General features: G+C 40.3%; 16 protein-coding genes. All 16 read right to left on the bottom strand.

What is annotated here, in order from left to right:
• Positions 1 to 4: 4 nt before the first annotated feature.
• Positions 5 to 1,051 carry a tRNA pseudouridine(13) synthase TruD gene (truD, locus tag Q91_RS05240; RefSeq protein ID WP_015005844.1) on the bottom strand — a complete coding sequence of 349 codons (1,047 nt, stop codon included), beginning with the start codon at positions 1,049 to 1,051 and terminating at the stop codon, positions 5 to 7.
• Positions 1,052 to 1,057: 6 nt separating this feature from the next.
• A complete protein-coding gene (gene ispF / locus Q91_RS05235; RefSeq protein ID WP_015005843.1) occupies positions 1,058 to 1,534 on the bottom strand; it encodes a 2-C-methyl-D-erythritol 2,4-cyclodiphosphate synthase in 477 nt (158 codons plus the stop codon).
• Positions 1,525 to 2,241: a 2-C-methyl-D-erythritol 4-phosphate cytidylyltransferase gene (gene ispD / locus Q91_RS05230; RefSeq protein WP_015005842.1), complete on the bottom strand. Its 717-nt coding sequence runs from the start codon at positions 2,239 to 2,241 to the stop codon at positions 1,525 to 1,527. The genes ispF and ispD overlap by 10 nt, the downstream gene beginning before the upstream one ends.
• The gene (locus tag Q91_RS05225; protein WP_016390758.1) at positions 2,231 to 2,515 is read right to left on the bottom strand and encodes a septum formation initiator family protein; all 285 of its coding nucleotides are present in this window, start codon (positions 2,513 to 2,515) and stop codon (positions 2,231 to 2,233) included. The genes ispD and Q91_RS05225 overlap by 11 nt, the downstream gene beginning before the upstream one ends.
• Before the next feature lie 3 nt (positions 2,516 to 2,518).
• Complete coding sequence (eno, locus tag Q91_RS05220) at positions 2,519 to 3,799, bottom strand: phosphopyruvate hydratase (RefSeq protein WP_015005840.1); 1,281 nt, start codon at positions 3,797 to 3,799, stop codon at positions 2,519 to 2,521.
• A gap of 21 nt (positions 3,800 to 3,820) precedes the next feature.
• Positions 3,821 to 4,654 carry a 3-deoxy-8-phosphooctulonate synthase gene (gene kdsA / locus Q91_RS05215; RefSeq protein WP_015005839.1) on the bottom strand — a complete coding sequence of 278 codons (834 nt, stop codon included), beginning with the start codon at positions 4,652 to 4,654 and terminating at the stop codon, positions 3,821 to 3,823.
• Positions 4,651 to 6,297: a CTP synthase gene (locus Q91_RS05210; RefSeq protein WP_015005838.1), complete on the bottom strand. Its 1,647-nt coding sequence runs from the start codon at positions 6,295 to 6,297 to the stop codon at positions 4,651 to 4,653. Before Q91_RS05210 ends, kdsA begins: the two co-directional genes overlap by 4 nt.
• 96 nt (positions 6,298 to 6,393) lie before the next feature.
• Positions 6,394 to 7,722 carry a tRNA lysidine(34) synthetase TilS gene (gene tilS / locus Q91_RS05205; RefSeq protein WP_015005837.1) on the bottom strand — a complete coding sequence of 443 codons (1,329 nt, stop codon included), beginning with the start codon at positions 7,720 to 7,722 and terminating at the stop codon, positions 6,394 to 6,396.
• 60 nt (positions 7,723 to 7,782) lie between these two features.
• A complete protein-coding gene (gene accA, locus Q91_RS05200; protein ID WP_015005836.1) occupies positions 7,783 to 8,742 on the bottom strand; it encodes an acetyl-CoA carboxylase carboxyl transferase subunit alpha in 960 nt (319 codons plus the stop codon).
• Between the two features lie 42 nt (positions 8,743 to 8,784).
• Positions 8,785 to 12,288 carry a DNA polymerase III subunit alpha gene (gene dnaE / locus Q91_RS05195; RefSeq protein WP_015005835.1) on the bottom strand — a complete coding sequence of 1,168 codons (3,504 nt, stop codon included), beginning with the start codon at positions 12,286 to 12,288 and terminating at the stop codon, positions 8,785 to 8,787.
• Positions 12,285 to 12,851 carry a ribonuclease HII gene (rnhB, locus tag Q91_RS05190; RefSeq protein ID WP_015005834.1) on the bottom strand — a complete coding sequence of 189 codons (567 nt, stop codon included), beginning with the start codon at positions 12,849 to 12,851 and terminating at the stop codon, positions 12,285 to 12,287. The genes dnaE and rnhB overlap by 4 nt, the downstream gene beginning before the upstream one ends.
• On the bottom strand, positions 12,848 to 14,026 hold the full coding sequence (gene lpxB / locus Q91_RS05185; RefSeq protein WP_015005833.1) for a lipid-A-disaccharide synthase: 1,179 nt from the start codon (positions 14,024 to 14,026) through the stop codon (positions 12,848 to 12,850). Before lpxB ends, rnhB begins: the two co-directional genes overlap by 4 nt.
• Before the next feature lie 40 nt (positions 14,027 to 14,066).
• On the bottom strand, positions 14,067 to 14,837 hold the full coding sequence (lpxA, locus tag Q91_RS05180) for an acyl-ACP--UDP-N-acetylglucosamine O-acyltransferase (RefSeq protein ID WP_015005832.1): 771 nt from the start codon (positions 14,835 to 14,837) through the stop codon (positions 14,067 to 14,069).
• Positions 14,834 to 15,283 carry a 3-hydroxyacyl-ACP dehydratase FabZ gene (gene fabZ / locus Q91_RS05175; RefSeq protein ID WP_015005831.1) on the bottom strand — a complete coding sequence of 150 codons (450 nt, stop codon included), beginning with the start codon at positions 15,281 to 15,283 and terminating at the stop codon, positions 14,834 to 14,836. The genes lpxA and fabZ overlap by 4 nt, the downstream gene beginning before the upstream one ends.
• On the bottom strand, positions 15,283 to 16,305 hold the full coding sequence (gene lpxD / locus Q91_RS05170; protein ID WP_015005830.1) for a UDP-3-O-(3-hydroxymyristoyl)glucosamine N-acyltransferase: 1,023 nt from the start codon (positions 16,303 to 16,305) through the stop codon (positions 15,283 to 15,285). Before lpxD ends, fabZ begins: the two co-directional genes overlap by 1 nt.
• 25 nt (positions 16,306 to 16,330) lie before the next feature.
• A complete protein-coding gene (locus tag Q91_RS05165) occupies positions 16,331 to 16,840 on the bottom strand; it encodes an OmpH family outer membrane protein (RefSeq protein ID WP_015005829.1) in 510 nt (169 codons plus the stop codon).
• Positions 16,841 to 16,923 lie beyond the last annotated feature (83 nt).

Raw genomic sequence — 16,923 nt, 5'->3', positions numbered from 1 at the left:
AACCCTAGTTAACATGACTTGTTGTGTTAATTAACTCACGAATAACAGCGGTTGCATAACTGCCGGAGGGGAGTTTAAACGATAATCGAAGTTTATCAGTGGATATCAACTCTGCCTTAAAATCTGTCGGCACAACCCTTAAAGCGCGTCTAGCAGAGTCAACTTTTTCCTTCAATAAACCCTTACAAAATACACTGTTAGCCGTAAACACTGTGTCTTCCAGCTGCTCAACTGAAGCAGAAACCACTTTATCATTTACTCCAAATAATGGACCACTTGGATGAATATCATGTTCCATTAAACGTGTATGAGTCGTTGTTGAGTTGGCTTTATCTGTAAAATACTGCCGCGTTCCACTGAGCATAAATGCATCACCGGGTAGCGCCTTATCCCAATTTTCAGCCTTCACTCGCTCAGACAGTACTTGGTTGAACAGAAACGATCTGGCTGAAGATAACAATAGGCCTTTTAACTGTTTATTCTTAATTTTCTCGCCTCTAAAAAACAGTCCATACGCACGATCTAGATTTTGGCATAAGTAACCAAAACGTTGTTGCATAAAATAATTAGGCACACCAAACATTTTTATTTGTTCAATACGTTGCTGCAGCAAGGCATGATCAACAGTTAACTGTGAAATAACGATCTCAAATTCATTAAACTGAATAACCCCTCTTTTTAATTTCTTAAGGTGACGAGTACTTCGTTCGATTTTAATTGAATCATCTTCTAACAACTGCCAATCCGGTGCTGCTCGGCCTGGCAAATGTACACTAAACCACTGTTTGGTAACCGCATGTTTATCTTTCATACCCGCATAAGAGACTGAACGCCGGGTTACACCTGCATGAACAGCAAGTTTTTTTAGCACCTCATCGGTATTGAGCCCTTTTTTTTGCACATACACAAATTCATGCTCTCCCTCGCCAGATGGGGTAAATGTTAAGCGCTCGTTTACGATAAAATCTTCTGCTTGTTGCTTTAGTTGGCCAGCACCAACTGTGCCACCGTGGGCATAAGCCAGCTCATCAACATGTTTCTCAAACAGCATCTTAATTTAACGCGCAGAAACGACAATAACCACAGCATGCGCTTCAATACCTTCCTTTCTTCCGGCGAAGCCCATTCCTTCTGTAGTGGTTGCTTTTATATTTATTTGCGATGCGTCTGAATTTAAATCTTTGGCTATATATAACGCCATTTTATTTAAATAAGGAGATAACTTCGGGGCTTGCGCAATAATTGTTAAATCAGCATTTCCTAGCTTAAAACCTTTTTGTTGGACTAAAGCATATACATGCCGCAACAAAACACGACTGTCGATATTGGCATAATCATCACTGCTGTCAGGGAAATGTTGCCCAATATCACCTTCACCTATTGAACCTAACAGCGCATCACACAACGCATGTAACAGCACATCACCATCTGAATGCGCTAATAAGCCATAGTCATGAGAAATTTTCACACCGCCCAATACGAGAGGTTTCCCTGCTTCGAACCGATGTGCATCATAGCCGTGGCCTATGCGCATACTTGCCTCTCTTGTTGTTCTAAATAATAACGAGCCAAATCTAAATCTGATGGCGAAGTGATTTTGATATTATCAGCATGTCCTTTTACTATTTGTACAGCTTGATTCATCTGCTCAATAGCGCTGGCCTCATCCGTGATTACACGATTAGACTCGATCGCATTGATTAGGGCATTATTTAGCATGTCGAGTTTAAATATTTGTGGTGTCAGTGCTCTCCATAATGTTGACCTATCGAGCGTTTGTGTGGATTTTTTATTGACTACTTTTTTAACCGTATCGTGTATTGGTGTCGCCAAAATAGCACCAACTTGCTGTTTTAATGCAGTGTTAATTAACACGTTTATATCACTACATCTAACACAGGGTCGTGCGGCATCATGAACAAGAACCCAATCATTTAAATCAGCATGCTCTTTGACTAAAGATACACCATTTAAAACAGAATCAGCTCGTTCACTTCCACCAAACGTTATATTAATACGGTCATCCTGTGCAAATTTGCTGTGTTGCCAGTAATTATCATTCTGATGAATACAAACAACAATATGCTCAATCTTTTCGCATAACAGTAGTCGTTCCAATGTTGCATCTAAAACAGTTGATGAACCAAGTGGTAAATATTGTTTAGGAACTGCTGATTGCATTCTTGAACCAATGCCAGCGGCTGCCACTACACACCAAACTTTTTCTGGTTTATTTACCATCGCCAGCTTCAATATACTGAAAGAACGTTTCGTCTTTACCTACAAACCCTAATTCATTTCGAGCTTTTTCTTCGACGACCTCTAAACCACTTTTTAAATTGGAAACTTCGGCTTGTAAGGCGTTATTGCGCTCGCTCAGAATTTTGTTTTCTGCTTCAAGGGTGTTTATTCGTTGCTCTAAAGACCATGAGTCTTGAACTCTGCCTTCAGCTATCCATAGTTTATACTGCAAATAACTGAAGACAATAACAAGAATGATCAAAAGCGCTTTCACAGATTAGCGAAGGTATTTAAATGCCTTTCTACCCGCATAAACAGCCTGCTCGCCTAACTCTTCTTCTATCCGCAGTAAACGGTTGTATTTAGCAACACGATCAGAACGACAAAGAGAGCCTGTTTTAATTTGGCCTGAGCAGGTTGCAACAGCTAAATCAGCGATTGTGGTATCTTCTGTTTCACCAGAACGATGAGATACGACTGATGTATAGCCTGAATCATGCGCCATTTTAATGGCCGCTAATGTTTCTGTTAACGTGCCAATTTGATTAACTTTAATCAAAATCGAATTGGCGATATTTTTATCTATACCTTGTTTAAATATTTTAGGATTTGTAACAAATAAATCATCCCCAACCAATTGAACTTTATGACCCAATTGCTCGGTCATGTATTTCCAACCGTCCCAATCGTTTTCATCTAAACCATCTTCAATAGAAATAATTGGATATTGATTAACCCAGCCAGCTAAAAAGTCGGTCATTTCGGTAGAGTTAAAGCGTTTATTTTCCGACGCTAAGAAGTATTCTCCGTTTTCACAAAACTCAGAACTTGCCACATCAAGACCCAACGAAATATCATCACCAATCTTCAAACCAACTTGTTCAATGGCTTGTAAAATAACCTCAATTGCCTCAACATTTGATGACAAATCAGGTGCAAAGCCCCCTTCATCACCTACCGACGTACTTAAGCCTTTTTTTAGTAAAACCGATTTTAAGGCATGAAAAACTTCCGTGCCGTAACGCATCGCTTCACTAAAGTTAGGTGCGCCGACAGGTAAAATCATAAATTCTTGCAGATCAACACTGTTATCAGCATGTGAACCGCCATTGATGATATTCATCATCGGTACTGGTAACGTAAACTCGCTGTTACCTAAATAACGAAACAGTGGCAAACCACCTTCATTTGCTGCAGCATGTGCTGTAGCTAACGAAATACCAAGTGTTGCATTTGCACCTAACCGAGCCTTGTTTTCAGTTCCATCAAGCTCAATCATTGCCTTATCAATCGCTGCCTGATTGCTTGCATCCATGCCCAATAAAGCATCTTTTAACTCGCCATTTACATGGCCGATGGCTTTCAGTACGCCTTTACCACCATAACGACTTTTATCGCCATCACGTAATTCGATCGCTTCACGTTCCCCGGTTGACGCACCTGAGGGCACCATTGCACTGCCAATAATGCCAGAGGCTAACGTCACATCCGCTTGCAAGGTTGGATTACCGCGTGAATCAAGAATCTCACGCGCTTTAATATCAACTATTTCTGCCATAACTTCCTCAAATAAATTATCTTAAAATTCGTTTTCAATAAACCCGGCTTGTTTAACCGCGTCATCGATTGTTTTCATAATGCTGAGTAATGCTTTCATTTTTTCTAATGGCACCGAATTAGGACCATCACTTAACGCTTTATCCGGATCAGGGTGTGTTTCCATAAATACGCCGGACACGCCAGCTGCCATTGCGGCTCTCGCTAATGTCGGCACAAATTCACGTTGCCCGCCAGAAGAACTTCCCTGCCCCCCGGGTAGTTGAACCGAGTGAGTTGCATCAAAAACCACTGGAGCACTTGTTTCGCGCATTACGGCTAATGAACGCATATCAGAGACTAAATTATTATAGCCAAAAGATGCCCCTCTTTCACACACCATGATATTTTGATTACCGGTCGAACGTGCTTTATCAACTACGTGCTTCATATCCCAAGGCGCTAAAAACTGGCCTTTTTTAATGTTAACCGGCAAGCCTGTTGCCGCCACTTTAGTAATGTAATTAGTTTGACGACATAAAAAAGCAGGCGTTTGTAACACATCAACAACAGAGGCCACTTCATCCATCGGCGTGTCTTCATGCACATCGGTAATAACAGGGAGATTTAATTGGTCTTTTACCAACTGCAAAACACGTAAGCCTTCTTCAATGCCAGGACCTCTAAAACCATCAATAGATGAGCGATTAGCCTTATCAAACGATGATTTATATATAAAAGGAATACCCAACTCATCAGTTATTTCTTTTAATTGACCGGCTGTATCAATCGTCATTTGCTCACTTTCTACAACACAGGTCCCTGCTATTAAAAAGAACGGCTGATCAATACCTACATTAAACCCGCATAATTTCATGATTTTTTTACTCTGTCGGTTGATCCTGAATACTCAATGGCTGCGGCAACAAAACTACTAAATAATGGATGTCCTGTTCTTGGTTTTGAGGTGAACTCTGGGTGAAATTGACAAGCCAAAAACCATCTATGCCCTGGCACTTCAACAATCTCAACTAAGCGGCCATCCATTGATTTACCAGAAATTTTAAGCCCTGCTGATTCAAACTGCTCTATAAAGGTGTTATTAAACTCATACCGATGCCTGTGTCGTTCAGTAATAACATCTTTGCCATAAACCTTATGAGCTAATGAGCCAGGAGTTAATTGACATTTTTGACTACCTAAACGCATCGTCCCCCCCAGGTCTGAGCTTGCATCACGTGTCTCAATTTGCCCTTCCTCGGTTAACCATTCGGTAATTAAACCGATAACAGGGAAAGGTGAATCGGGCATAAATTCTGTACTATTTGCCCCTTCAAGGCCTATTTTATTGCGTGCATACTCAATAACAGCCGATTGCATTCCAAGACAAATACCTAAATACGGCACATCGTTTTCACGCGCATAACGGATGGTTGCAATTTTACCGTCAACACCTCTTTCACCAAAACCGCCAGGTACAAGAATAGCATCCACGTTATCTAATGCAGAGGTACCCTGATTTTCAATATCTTCGGAGTCAACCTTAACCACTTCCACCTGTGTTTTTGTATGTATACCAGCATGAATCAACGATTCCGTTAAAGATTTATATGCATCAGCATGATCAATATACTTACCCACTAACGCTATTTTCACGGTGTCGGTCGGTGCAAATAACCCATCAACAACAGCTTGCCAATCTGATAGATCAGCAGGAACCGTATCTAAATGTAATTTTTTAGCGACAATTTGATCCAGGCCTTGCTCATGCAACATCATTGGGATGCGGTAAATACTGTCTGCGTCTAACGCCGTGATAACCGCTTTTTCTTCAACATTGGTAAACAGTGCAATCTTTTTTCTCTCAGAGGATGGGATTGGGCGTTCTGATCGACAAATCAACACATCGGGTTGAATCCCAATAGTCCTTAACTCTTTAACAGAGTGCTGTGTTGGTTTTGTTTTAATTTCTTTTGCGGAAGCAATATAGGGCACCAGTGTTAAGTGCATGAACAGGCAGCGATCATCACCCAGCTCGACTCGCATTTGACGGATAGCTTCTAAAAAGGGTAATGATTCAATATCACCAACCGTTCCACCAATCTCAATCAGCGCGACATCAACGCCTTCTGCACTGTCTATAATATTCTTTTTAATTTGATCAGTAATATGAGGAATAACCTGAACTGTTCCCCCTAAGTAGTCGCCACGTCTTTCTTTTTTAATAACCGTTTCATAAATTTGGCCTGTCGTAAAGTTATTAGCCTTAGACATAATGCTGTTACTAAATCGCTCATAATGACCTAAATCTAGGTCTGTTTCAGCGCCATCATCTGTTACATACACTTCACCATGTTGAAATGGGCTCATTGTGCCAGGGTCGACATTGATATAAGGATCGAGCTTTGTCATGGTTATTTTCAAACCACGAGCTTCAAGAATAGTTGCTAATGAGGATGCACATATGCCTTTCCCTAAAGAAGACACAACACCACCCGTAATAAAAATAAACTTAGCCATACAAACCTATGAAGTGAAAAATTGAATGCCAAGTATTATACGCGAATCAAATAATAAGAAAGCACTCGCAAGATATAATTAAGTAAAACTTAACGCTTATTTAATTCGCCAGTCAGGATGATCCCATTCAACAACATAACCTTGCTCGCCCTCTTTAGCTAAAAACCTTTCATCCAACCATAAATTAGCCACTGCTACTAAATGATCATCCAAATAAATCAACGGTATTGAATCTCTAACCCACGGAAAAATCTTTTCCTCATTAAGAAGTTTTTTTAATGCCTTGCTGCCAGATCTTTTTGCTAATTTAATCCGTTCACCACCTAGCCTATAACGAACCGAGGTAGTTGATGAGTCCCATAATGCCTTATCTATCCCTTCTCCAACAGCCGTCGTTCTTGTGAGTATCCCTAGCAAATTAGGCAAGGTTAAGACTTCTCCACACCATTTAACTTTATGCAATATTAACTGTTCAGTTTTTGGTGTGTAAAAAAGACGGTTATCAAACAGTCTTACTTGATGATCTGCCCAAGCAATCAGCGTTGGTTTATTACTATCAATTTTTAGCATCGACTGTATTTGTTGCAAGATTTTCTTAGACGGTAGACGTACACCCTGTGTTTTAAGCCACTCCCGAATCATTAAACGCTGTGTTTCTTCTTTATTGCCTGCAAGTAACTGTATACTTAACTCATGTCCTACCGAATCACTCAACAGCTCCTTACTTAGTTCAGCAAGGACTTTAGACGCTTCGGCACAGTGGGAAGCAGATCGTGCAGTGGTTTTTGAAAAAGCAGGCCATCGGCTTTGTATTAAAGGGATGACTTCTTGGCGTAGAAAATTGCGGTCATAGGACACATCATAGTTGCTTGAGTCCTCAACCCATTTCAAACCTTTGTTTTTTGCATAGTGCAAAATGTGTTGTTTGCTCACCCTTAATAAGGGTCTTGAAATAAAACCTGCATTAAATTGATTAAACGAGGGCATGCTAGCCAAACCATCCACACCCGCACCTCTAAGTAATTGAAGCATTAGCGTTTCAGCTTGATCATCCTCATGCTGGGCGGTTAATAAAACACTGTGTTTATCTATAAACGTTGATAATGCAGCATACCTTGCCACTCTCGCCGCTTGTTCTGGGCCATCACCGTGCTTGTCCTGCGCATTCACCTGTATAGAATGAAAAGGAAAACCAAGCTCAGCCGTTATTTTTTTACAATGCTCAGACCAATGCACAGAATCATCGTGTAAACCATGATCAATATACACAGCCGAAAAAAATAGTGATTTTAACTGCTGCCTTAATATTGAACAGGCATGCAGCAAAACATGTGAGTCCACACCACCACTATAAGCAACAACGACCTTTGTAACACCCTCTATTGAATCGAGGTGCTGCTTAACAGTGTTAACAAGGTCATCCAATGTAGCACCTTAATTGATAAAGTTTAGCGTTGTTTAAGGTGATAAAGAAGCTAAATAGAATTAGGATTCTGTGAATTTTCCATAACTCATTAAACGATCGTAACGCTCAGCTAAAAGAGTTTCTATGGGTTTACTATTGAGCTCAGCGACCTCTTTGAGTAAAACCTCTTTGATTCTTTTTTTCATTAACGCTAAATCTTTATGCGCACCCCCTAACGGCTCTTCAATCACACCATCGATCAAGCCATTTGCTAATAACTTCGTTGAGGTGATTGCCATCGCTTCAGCAGCTTGAGATGCCTTTTCTGAGCTTTTCCATAGTATCGATGCACAGCCTTCGGGAGATATTACCGAGTACGTACTATATTTTAATAAAAACAACTTATCACATACGCCCAATGCTAACGCACCGCCAGAACCACCTTCGCCAATTACAATACTGATAACAGGTGTTTTAAGTTTAGACATTTCAAAAAGATTTCTTGCAATCGCTTCACTTTGCCCACGTTCTTCAGCACCAACGCCGGGGTAGGCACCGGGTGTATCAATAAACGTAATAATTGGTAAATTAAAACGTTCTGCCATATGCATTAAACGTAGCGCTTTCCGGTAGCCTTCAGGTCTTGGCATACCGAAATTACGTTTAAGTTTTTCCTTTGTATCTCGTCCTTTCTGGTGCCCAATCACCATAACAGGCATCCCATCTAGTTTTGCCAATCCACCAACAATAGCCGCATCATCAGCATAATGGCGATCACCGTGTAATTCGATGAAGTTATCAACAACACCATCAATATAATCTAAAGAGTATGGGCGTTTAGGATGACGCGAGAGTTTTGATATTTGCCAATCAGATAATTTTGCAAACGTCGACTCCGTTAAAGACAGGCTTTTTTCTTGCAGCCTATCGATCTCTTTTTGGATATCAATTTCATTATCCGATCCAACTCGACGAAGCTCTTCAAGCTTTTCTTCAAGTTCAACAATCGGTTGTTCAAAATCTAAGTAATCTAAGTTCATAAGCTTATTTTATCTTGAGTCGATGAATTCAGCCAGCAAAATTCAATATCGAATAAAGCCTTGTTGTTCTGGCAATGCATTATGTAAATCTGTCAACAATGCATCTTCAGGTTTAATATTCCATTCATCCGGCAATAAAAGCGCGGATGAAGCACCGGGTAGCATCAATTTTATTTTAACCGGGCAATCACCACCACGGTATTTACTTAAAACAGTATGTAATTGATTAATTTTATTGTCTTGTTTTAGAACATCAGCGTCTAACTCTATCAATACATCTTTTATGAACCGTTTACGTGCTTGCTCAACTGTCATCACTGACTCAATGCTAATTCTATTTTGCCCGGCAAAGTCATCAAAAGAGATACTGCCTTCAATAACAACAATTTGCTCAACCTGTAATTGTTCGCTATAGGTCTCAAAAACCTCACTATAGGCCACAGCCTCCATGCGAGCGCTTCCATCATCTAAAATAATGGTGGCAATTTTAGCACCACTTTTTGTTGGACGTGTACGGATATTTAACACCAAACCAGAGACGGTAATCGGTTTTCCTTTTGCACGCCGATACTGGCCTCCCCCCGGGGAGCTTAACTCCATATCATGTAAGGCTGCCAATTTTCCTGAAACAATATTGCTCATTTCATCTCGAACTGTATCAAATGGGTGCCCGGTTAAATACAGTCCAAGTATTGTCTTTTCATGTTTAAGGCGCTCATGCTCGCTCCAAGCTTTTACACGAACAGCATTAGATTTTTGAGTTGTTTCAACAAGGCTTACGCCGAACAAATCATTTTGCCCAGCCATCGCACTTTTCCCCTGCTGCTCAGCCACTTGAAGTACATTCGTTAATTGCTGCATCAGCTGTGCACGGTTTGTGTCAAAACAATCTAATGCACCCGCTCTGATAAGAGCTTCTTGCACACGACGATTTGCCTTTCTTAAATCTATACGATTGGCAAGGTCTTCATGACTAGAATAAGGGCCGTTAAGTTCTCTTTGTTGAATAATTGATTCAATAGCTCCTTCACCGACACCTTTAAGCGCCCCTAAGCCATAGATAATGTCGCCTTCTTCATTTGTCGTAAATCGATAGTAAGAGCTATTAACATCAGGCGGAAGAATATTGAGCCCCATATCACGACATTCATCGATGAACAAAACAACTTTATCGGTATTGTCCATATCTGAAGACAACACTGCGGCCATAAATTCTGATGGGTAGTGCGCTTTTAACCAAGCGGTTTGGTAGGCAATTAATGCATACGCAGCGGAGTGAGATTTATTGAACCCGTAGCCTGCAAATTTTTCCATTAAGTCAAAAATATAGGTCGCTACACTTTCTTCGACATTATTAGCAACCGCTCCTGTGGTAAACATCTCACGCTGCTTGGCCATTTCTTCGGGCTTTTTCTTGCCCATCGCTCGACGCAGCAAGTCAGCTGAGCCAAGACTATAGCCAGCTAAATCCTGAGCAATTTGCATCACTTGTTCTTGATATAAGATAACCCCATTAGTTGGCTCTAAAATTGGTATCAAGGTTGGGTGCGGATATTCTGCTTTTTTGCGACCATGCTTAACATTAATGTAATCATCCACCATGCCAGACTGCAATGGCCCTGGTCTAAAGAGAGCCACTAGAGCAATAATATCTTCAAAGGTGTCAGGGCGCAGACGACGAATCAAATCTTTCATGCCCCTAGACTCAAGCTGAAAAACAGCTGTTGTTGCGTAATTTTTTAATAACTCGTACGTTAATTCATCATCGCGAGGTAACAGGTCAATATTAACGGCCTTTTCGCCCTTTGCGGCTAAGCGTTGATTTATATTTTGTAAGGCCCAGTCAATAATTGTTAATGTTCGTAACCCCAAAAAGTCGAACTTAACTAAACCAACAGCTTCGATATCGTCTTTATCAAACTGCGTCACCAGGTTTGCACCACCTTCCTCGCAATATAAGGGTGAAAAATCAGTTAACTTACTCGGAGCGATGACAACACCACCCGCATGTTTACCCGCGTTTCTTGCCACCCCTTCAAGCATTAGAGCTAAGTCTATTAGCTCACGAACCTCGTCTGATTCTTTATATGCGTTCAATAGATCAGGGCTTTCATCAAGTGCCTTTGTTAAGGTCATACCAATTTCAAAGGGGATTGCTTTTGCTAAACGATCTACAAAACCATAAGGATGGCCTAATACACGCCCCACATCACGTATAACAGCTTTCGCAGCCATACTCCCGTAGGTAATAATTTGCGACACTTTATCTCGTCCGTATTTCTCACCGACATAATCGATCACCCGATCACGCCCATCCATACAAAAATCCACATCAAAGTCAGGCATTGACACACGTTCAGGATTTAAAAATCGCTCAAACAGTAAATCAAACTCTAGCGGGTCTAGGTCAGTAATTCTTAATGCATACGCAATAATAGATCCCGCACCAGAACCACGACCCGGGCCAACGGGTACGCCATTATCTTTTGCCCATTGAATAAAATCAGCAACAATTAAAAAATAACCAGGAAAGCCCATCTGACAAATAACGTCTAATTCGCGCTTTAATCTGGCTTGATACTGGGCCCTTTTTTCATCATCAAACTTAATTCGATGAGAAGTTTCTTGAATTCGTTTCTCTAACCCTTTTTGTGATAAATCTGCGAAATATTCATCTATGGTCATACCTTCTGGAACGGGAAAGTCAGGTAAAAAGTTCTCCCCTAAACTAAGTTCAACATTGCAACGTTTTGCAATCTCTACTGTATTTTCAAGCGCTTCAGGTAAATCAGAAAAAAGCGCCAACATGTCTTCCTGACTTTTTAAATACTGCTGTTCGGTATGCGTTTTGACCCGCCTAGTATCAGATAATACACGCCCTTGATTAATGCAGACTCGCGCCTCATGCGCATCAAACTCCTCTGGTTTTAAAAAGCATGCACTATTAGTAGCCACTATAGGTGCATGATGCTTACTAGCTAAGGCTAATAACTGATTATTTAACCCCTCTTCACCTGATCGACCAATACGTTGAAGCTCTATGTAAAAACGATCCTTAAAAACCTGCAACCAAGTAGATAACATAGTATCTGCTTGCTCTGTATCATTTGACTGAAGCGGTGTTGAGAACAACCCGTCCAAACAGCCAGATAAGGCAATTAAACCTTCATTTTTCTCCAGTATTTTTTTACTGGTTAGATAGGCGACACCTTTATCTTGCCCATTAAGATACGCCTCAGAAATTAATTCACACAGTGCTAAATAACCTTGTTGGTTTTGGGCCAGTAAGGTGATGATATATGGCTTTTTTTGCGCCACCGAATCTCTTATCTGTACATCCGCCCCAATAATAGGTTTGATGCCAGCAGCTAAGGCAGCACGATAAAACTTTACCGTGGCAAATAAATTAGACTGATCGGTCACCCCGATAGCTGGCATAGCTAGTTCAGCTACACGTTTGACCAATGGTTTTACACGAATAATGCCATCTACCAATGAATATTCGGTATGGTTCCTAAGGTGGATAAACTTGATGGCCTCACTCATGGTAATAATTTTCTTACTGGGGAAAATGATTGTCGGTAAATCGAAATAACACCCTGCTGGGCAAGTTTCATTTTATGATCAGGGGTCGGGTAACCGGCATGTTTTGATAGGCCATAACCGGGATATAACACATCAAGCAGGGCCATCTGCTCATCTCTATATACTTTTGCGATAATCGAAGCCGCGGAGATTTCAGCCACAAGGTTATCACCGCCTTTGATACATTTACCCGGCAGATCAATATCTGGATAGAATGTCCCATCAACTTTGGCATAACCTGCCTTAATATCCAAGCCATCAAATGCCCGTTTCATGGCTAATAAACTTGCCTGTAAAATATTAATTTCATCAATTTCAGCCACCTCTGCTCGACCAATTGACCATGCTTTAGCAGACTCGATGATCTGTTGTGCAAGCACCTCTCGTCTCTTTTTTGTCAACTTTTTTGAATCCATCAGGCCATCAATTGGTTTTTCATCATCCAGAATGACAGCCGCTGCAACAACAGGCCCTGCAATACAACCTCTACCTACCTCATCTAAGCCAACAACCACCTTGTTCAAAATGAAACATCACCATTAATTACGCCCGACACAATGTTTGCAGCTTGAATATCAGCCTGACGTGTCAATTTTATTTTCATTTTATTAAATTCATTCACTATAGTTTGAGTCTTATCTTTATCTTGGTAAAAACTAACCAATTCTTCAGTTAACGTAGCGATATTAATATCATCTTGTAAATATTCTTTAACCAATTCTTTGCCTGCTATTAAGTTTGGCATCGATACGAAGGGGGCTTTTAGTAAATCGAATGTTTTAATGACCCATGCAGTTAGTGCTGATAATTTGTAGGCAACCACCATCGGTTTTTTAAACAACATCACCTCAAGCGTTGCTGTACCAGAAGCCACTAACACCATATTGGCAGCTGCAATCATTTCCGTAGTCGCCCTTACTTTTATCTCTAAATCGAGCGTCAACCCCGACGCTCTATAATATTCTTCAAATTTATCTGCAACCACTTGATCTGGCATTGGTACTAAAATTTTGAGTCCAGAAATATTATTTGAGCAATTATAGGCGGTCTGTAAAAATAAAAAACTATGTCGTTCAAGCTCACCAAGCCTGCTACCGGGCATTATTGTTAATACCGGTTGTTCACTGTGTAATCCTAAAGACTGTCTAGCCGCCTGTGTATTGATAGGATGTTGATGCTTATCGGCTAATGGGTGCCCTATAAAATAAGCTGGGACAGCAGTATCTTTAAAATAAGTTTCTTCAAAAGGAAAAATACATAACAAGGCATTTAACGAACCAATTAGTTTCTTAATTCGTTTTGGCCGCCATGCCCAAACGGTTGGGCTGACATAATGAACTGTTTTAATTCCTTTTTTATAGAGCTCGCGTTCTAGTTTTAGATTAAAATCGGGCGCATCTATCCCAATAAAAACATCTGGGTTCTCACTGATTATGATTTTTTTTAAGTGCTTTCTAATCCCCAGTAATTCCGGTAAATGTTTTATCACTTCAAATAAGCCAAAAACAGATAATTTAGACATCGGATAATACGATTGAAAACCTTCAGCTAACATTCTTGGTCCACCAATACCGGAAAACGTTGCATTAGGGTACCTTTCTTTCAATCGTTTTATTAGACCAGCACCCAAAATATCACCAGAGTGCTCACCGGCAACCAGCATAACTTTTATAGGTTTATCAATAATTGTGGGCATCATAGTAAACGCACGGTAATCCTTATGAAGCTTACCTGTCTAACTATCGTAAAATACTGCGGCTAGAATTCTCTAAAAAATCCAACATGATGGTTAACTCGGGGTGATCTTTTACAACATTGACTAATTCTGCTTTAGCATCAGCTAACTTTAAGCCTGATTTATAAAGCAATTTATAGGCTCGTTTAACCTGCAAAATAGTGTCCGCTGAAAAGCCACGCCTATCTAATCCAACCGTATTGATCCCATGAGGTTTGGTAGGTCGACCACCAACCATTACAAAAGGCGGCACATCTTTTGTAATCGCGCTACCCATAGCTGAAAAACAATGATCACCCAAATGACAAAACTGATGGACGATGGAGAAACCGCCCAAGATAGCATTATTGCCAATATGTACATGACCACCTAATGAAGCAGCATTAGCAAGAATAACATCGTCGGCAATCACACAGTCATGAGCAACATGTGTATAGGCCATGAATAAATTATTACTACCAATTTTCGTAATATTTTTATCCTGTGTTGTGCCTCTGTGAATTGTTGTGAATTCGCGGATTTCGTTATTATCACCAATTTCTAAGAATGACTCTTCACCAGCATACTTCTTATCTTGAGGGTCTTCACCAATAGACGAAAACTGATAAATTCGATTGTTTTTGCCTATTGTTGTTGTTCCATTAATCGTAACGTGAGAAGAAACAACCGTTCCAGTGCCTATCGAAACATTCGCTCCGATAACCGTATAAGGACCAATTTTTACATTCTCATCTATAGACGCTGTTGGGTCGATAATAGCCGTTTGGTGGATCATTTAGTCGACTCCTTTGAGGCACACATAATCTCAGCAGACACAACCAATTCTCCATCGACTGTTGCGGACGCTGAAAAGGACCAAATATTTCGTTTATTCTTTTTGAAAACCGCTTCTATCATTAATTGGTCGCCGGGTACAACAGACCGTTTAAAACGCGCTTTATCGATACCTACCAAGTAGTATTCGCCAAAATCTTCACCACGATCTGTTAATGTTTTCATCGACAACAGACCCGTTGCTTGTGCCAATGCTTCAATAACCAATACGCCTGGCATAATCGGGTTATGTGGGAAATGACCGGTAAACTGGGGTTCGTTGTAAGTGACATTCTTAACGGCTAACAACCTTTCGCCGGCCTCATACTCAACAACTCTATCAATCATTAAAAAAGGATAACGGTGTGGCAAGAATTCCATTACTTTTCTTACATCATCAAGCGACATTAATTTTCCTTTTTTAACTTTATTAAATAATTGATTTTTTTGGTTAATTTATCAAGTTGCTTAAAGCGAACTGCATTCTTAAGCCAATCTGTATTTTTTTGAAACGGTGTACCCGATGAATAAACACCGGCTTCATTAATTGAATGCGTAACCATTGTCATGCCGGTTACATGCACACCATCTGTTATCGATATATGCCCTACTAGGCCAACACCACCAGCAAATGTGCAATATTTTCCAATTTTCGTACTACCGGCTATACCAGTACAAGCGGCTATAGCTGTATGGTCACCAATCACAACGTTATGTGCTATCTGTACTTGGTTATCAATTTTAACGCCATCACCAATAACTGTATTATCTAAAGCACCACAATCAATCGACGTATTAGACCCTATTTCAACATCATTACCAATAACAACATGTCCAAGTTGAGGTATTTTACACCAACCTTTTTTATCATTGTATGGTGCATAGCCAAAGCCATCACTACCTATCACAGTACTTGGGTGAATCGTAACGTTATCGCCTATTTTCGTCTCTTCTCCAAGACTTACATTGGCGACTAACTTAAGATTATTACCAATCACTACTTTATTGGCAATGACGCATCCAGGCCCTATATAACAACCTTTACCAATGGTGACATCATCACCAATGACAACATGAGGAGCCAACACGCAATCCTCAGCAATATTTGCATTATCACCAATTACAACCGAAGCATGAATACTGCCCAATCTTGGAGGGGCGGCATGAATCACATTTGCTGCTTTTGCGTACGCTAAATATGGGTTTTTAACAATCAATGCATTGCCATCATATCCTGCTAAAAAAGCATCGGATAAGATAACAACGCCCGCATTGGTTGTCTGTAAATCTGTAATGTACTTTTTATTATAGATAAACGATAGCTGATCAGACCTAGCTGATTCAAGCGTAGCACAACTACTGATTTGATAGTTTGGGTCACCGATTAAATCAGCATCAATAGCGACCGCTAATTCTTGTAAAGTCAGCATTAATCAACAGCCATTTTGGTTAACGCTATTTACCAGTAGATAGACGGTTTTGAACTTTATTGGTTATATCAACTGCGCCACTCGCAAAAACAACACCATCATGAAGCACTAAATCATATTTTTCAGCTTCTGAAAGCCCTTTAATTGCTTCGAAAACCAATTTTTGTAACTTGGCTAACTCTTCGTTACGTCTTAAATTAAAGTCTTCTCTAAACTCTTCTTGGTCACGATTGAGTGCACGCTTCTTTTCTAGCACATCACGCTGTAAGCGTCGTGTTTCAGACTCACTCATTAATTTGGCATCACGAGCAAGTTTTTCATCTAGTTTTTTGATTTCCTTTTGACTCGCTAATAAGCGTTTATTTCTTGGAGAAAATTCTTTTTCCAAAGCCACCTTTGCTTTTTCTGCCTGAGGTGCTTTTTCTAAAATCCTAGCTACGTTAACAAAGCCAATTTTGATGTCGGCAGCTTGCGCGGTACTTAGAAGTCCTACTGTTAATATGCTAGCAATTAAGATCTGGTTAAAAAGTTTCAATGTGTTCTCCTACTGTTTACATTACTATTATCAATACCCATCAAGGTATATTTCGTTAAGTTGAAGTGGTGCCTGTAGCCTCG

It is taken from the genome of Cycloclasticus sp. P1 (assembly GCF_000299965.1).
Taxonomy (GTDB): Bacteria; Pseudomonadota; Gammaproteobacteria; order Methylococcales; family Cycloclasticaceae; genus Cycloclasticus; species Cycloclasticus pugetii.
Note: the sequence above shows the minus strand (reverse complement) of the source record. Positions and strands in the feature narration are given on the sequence as shown.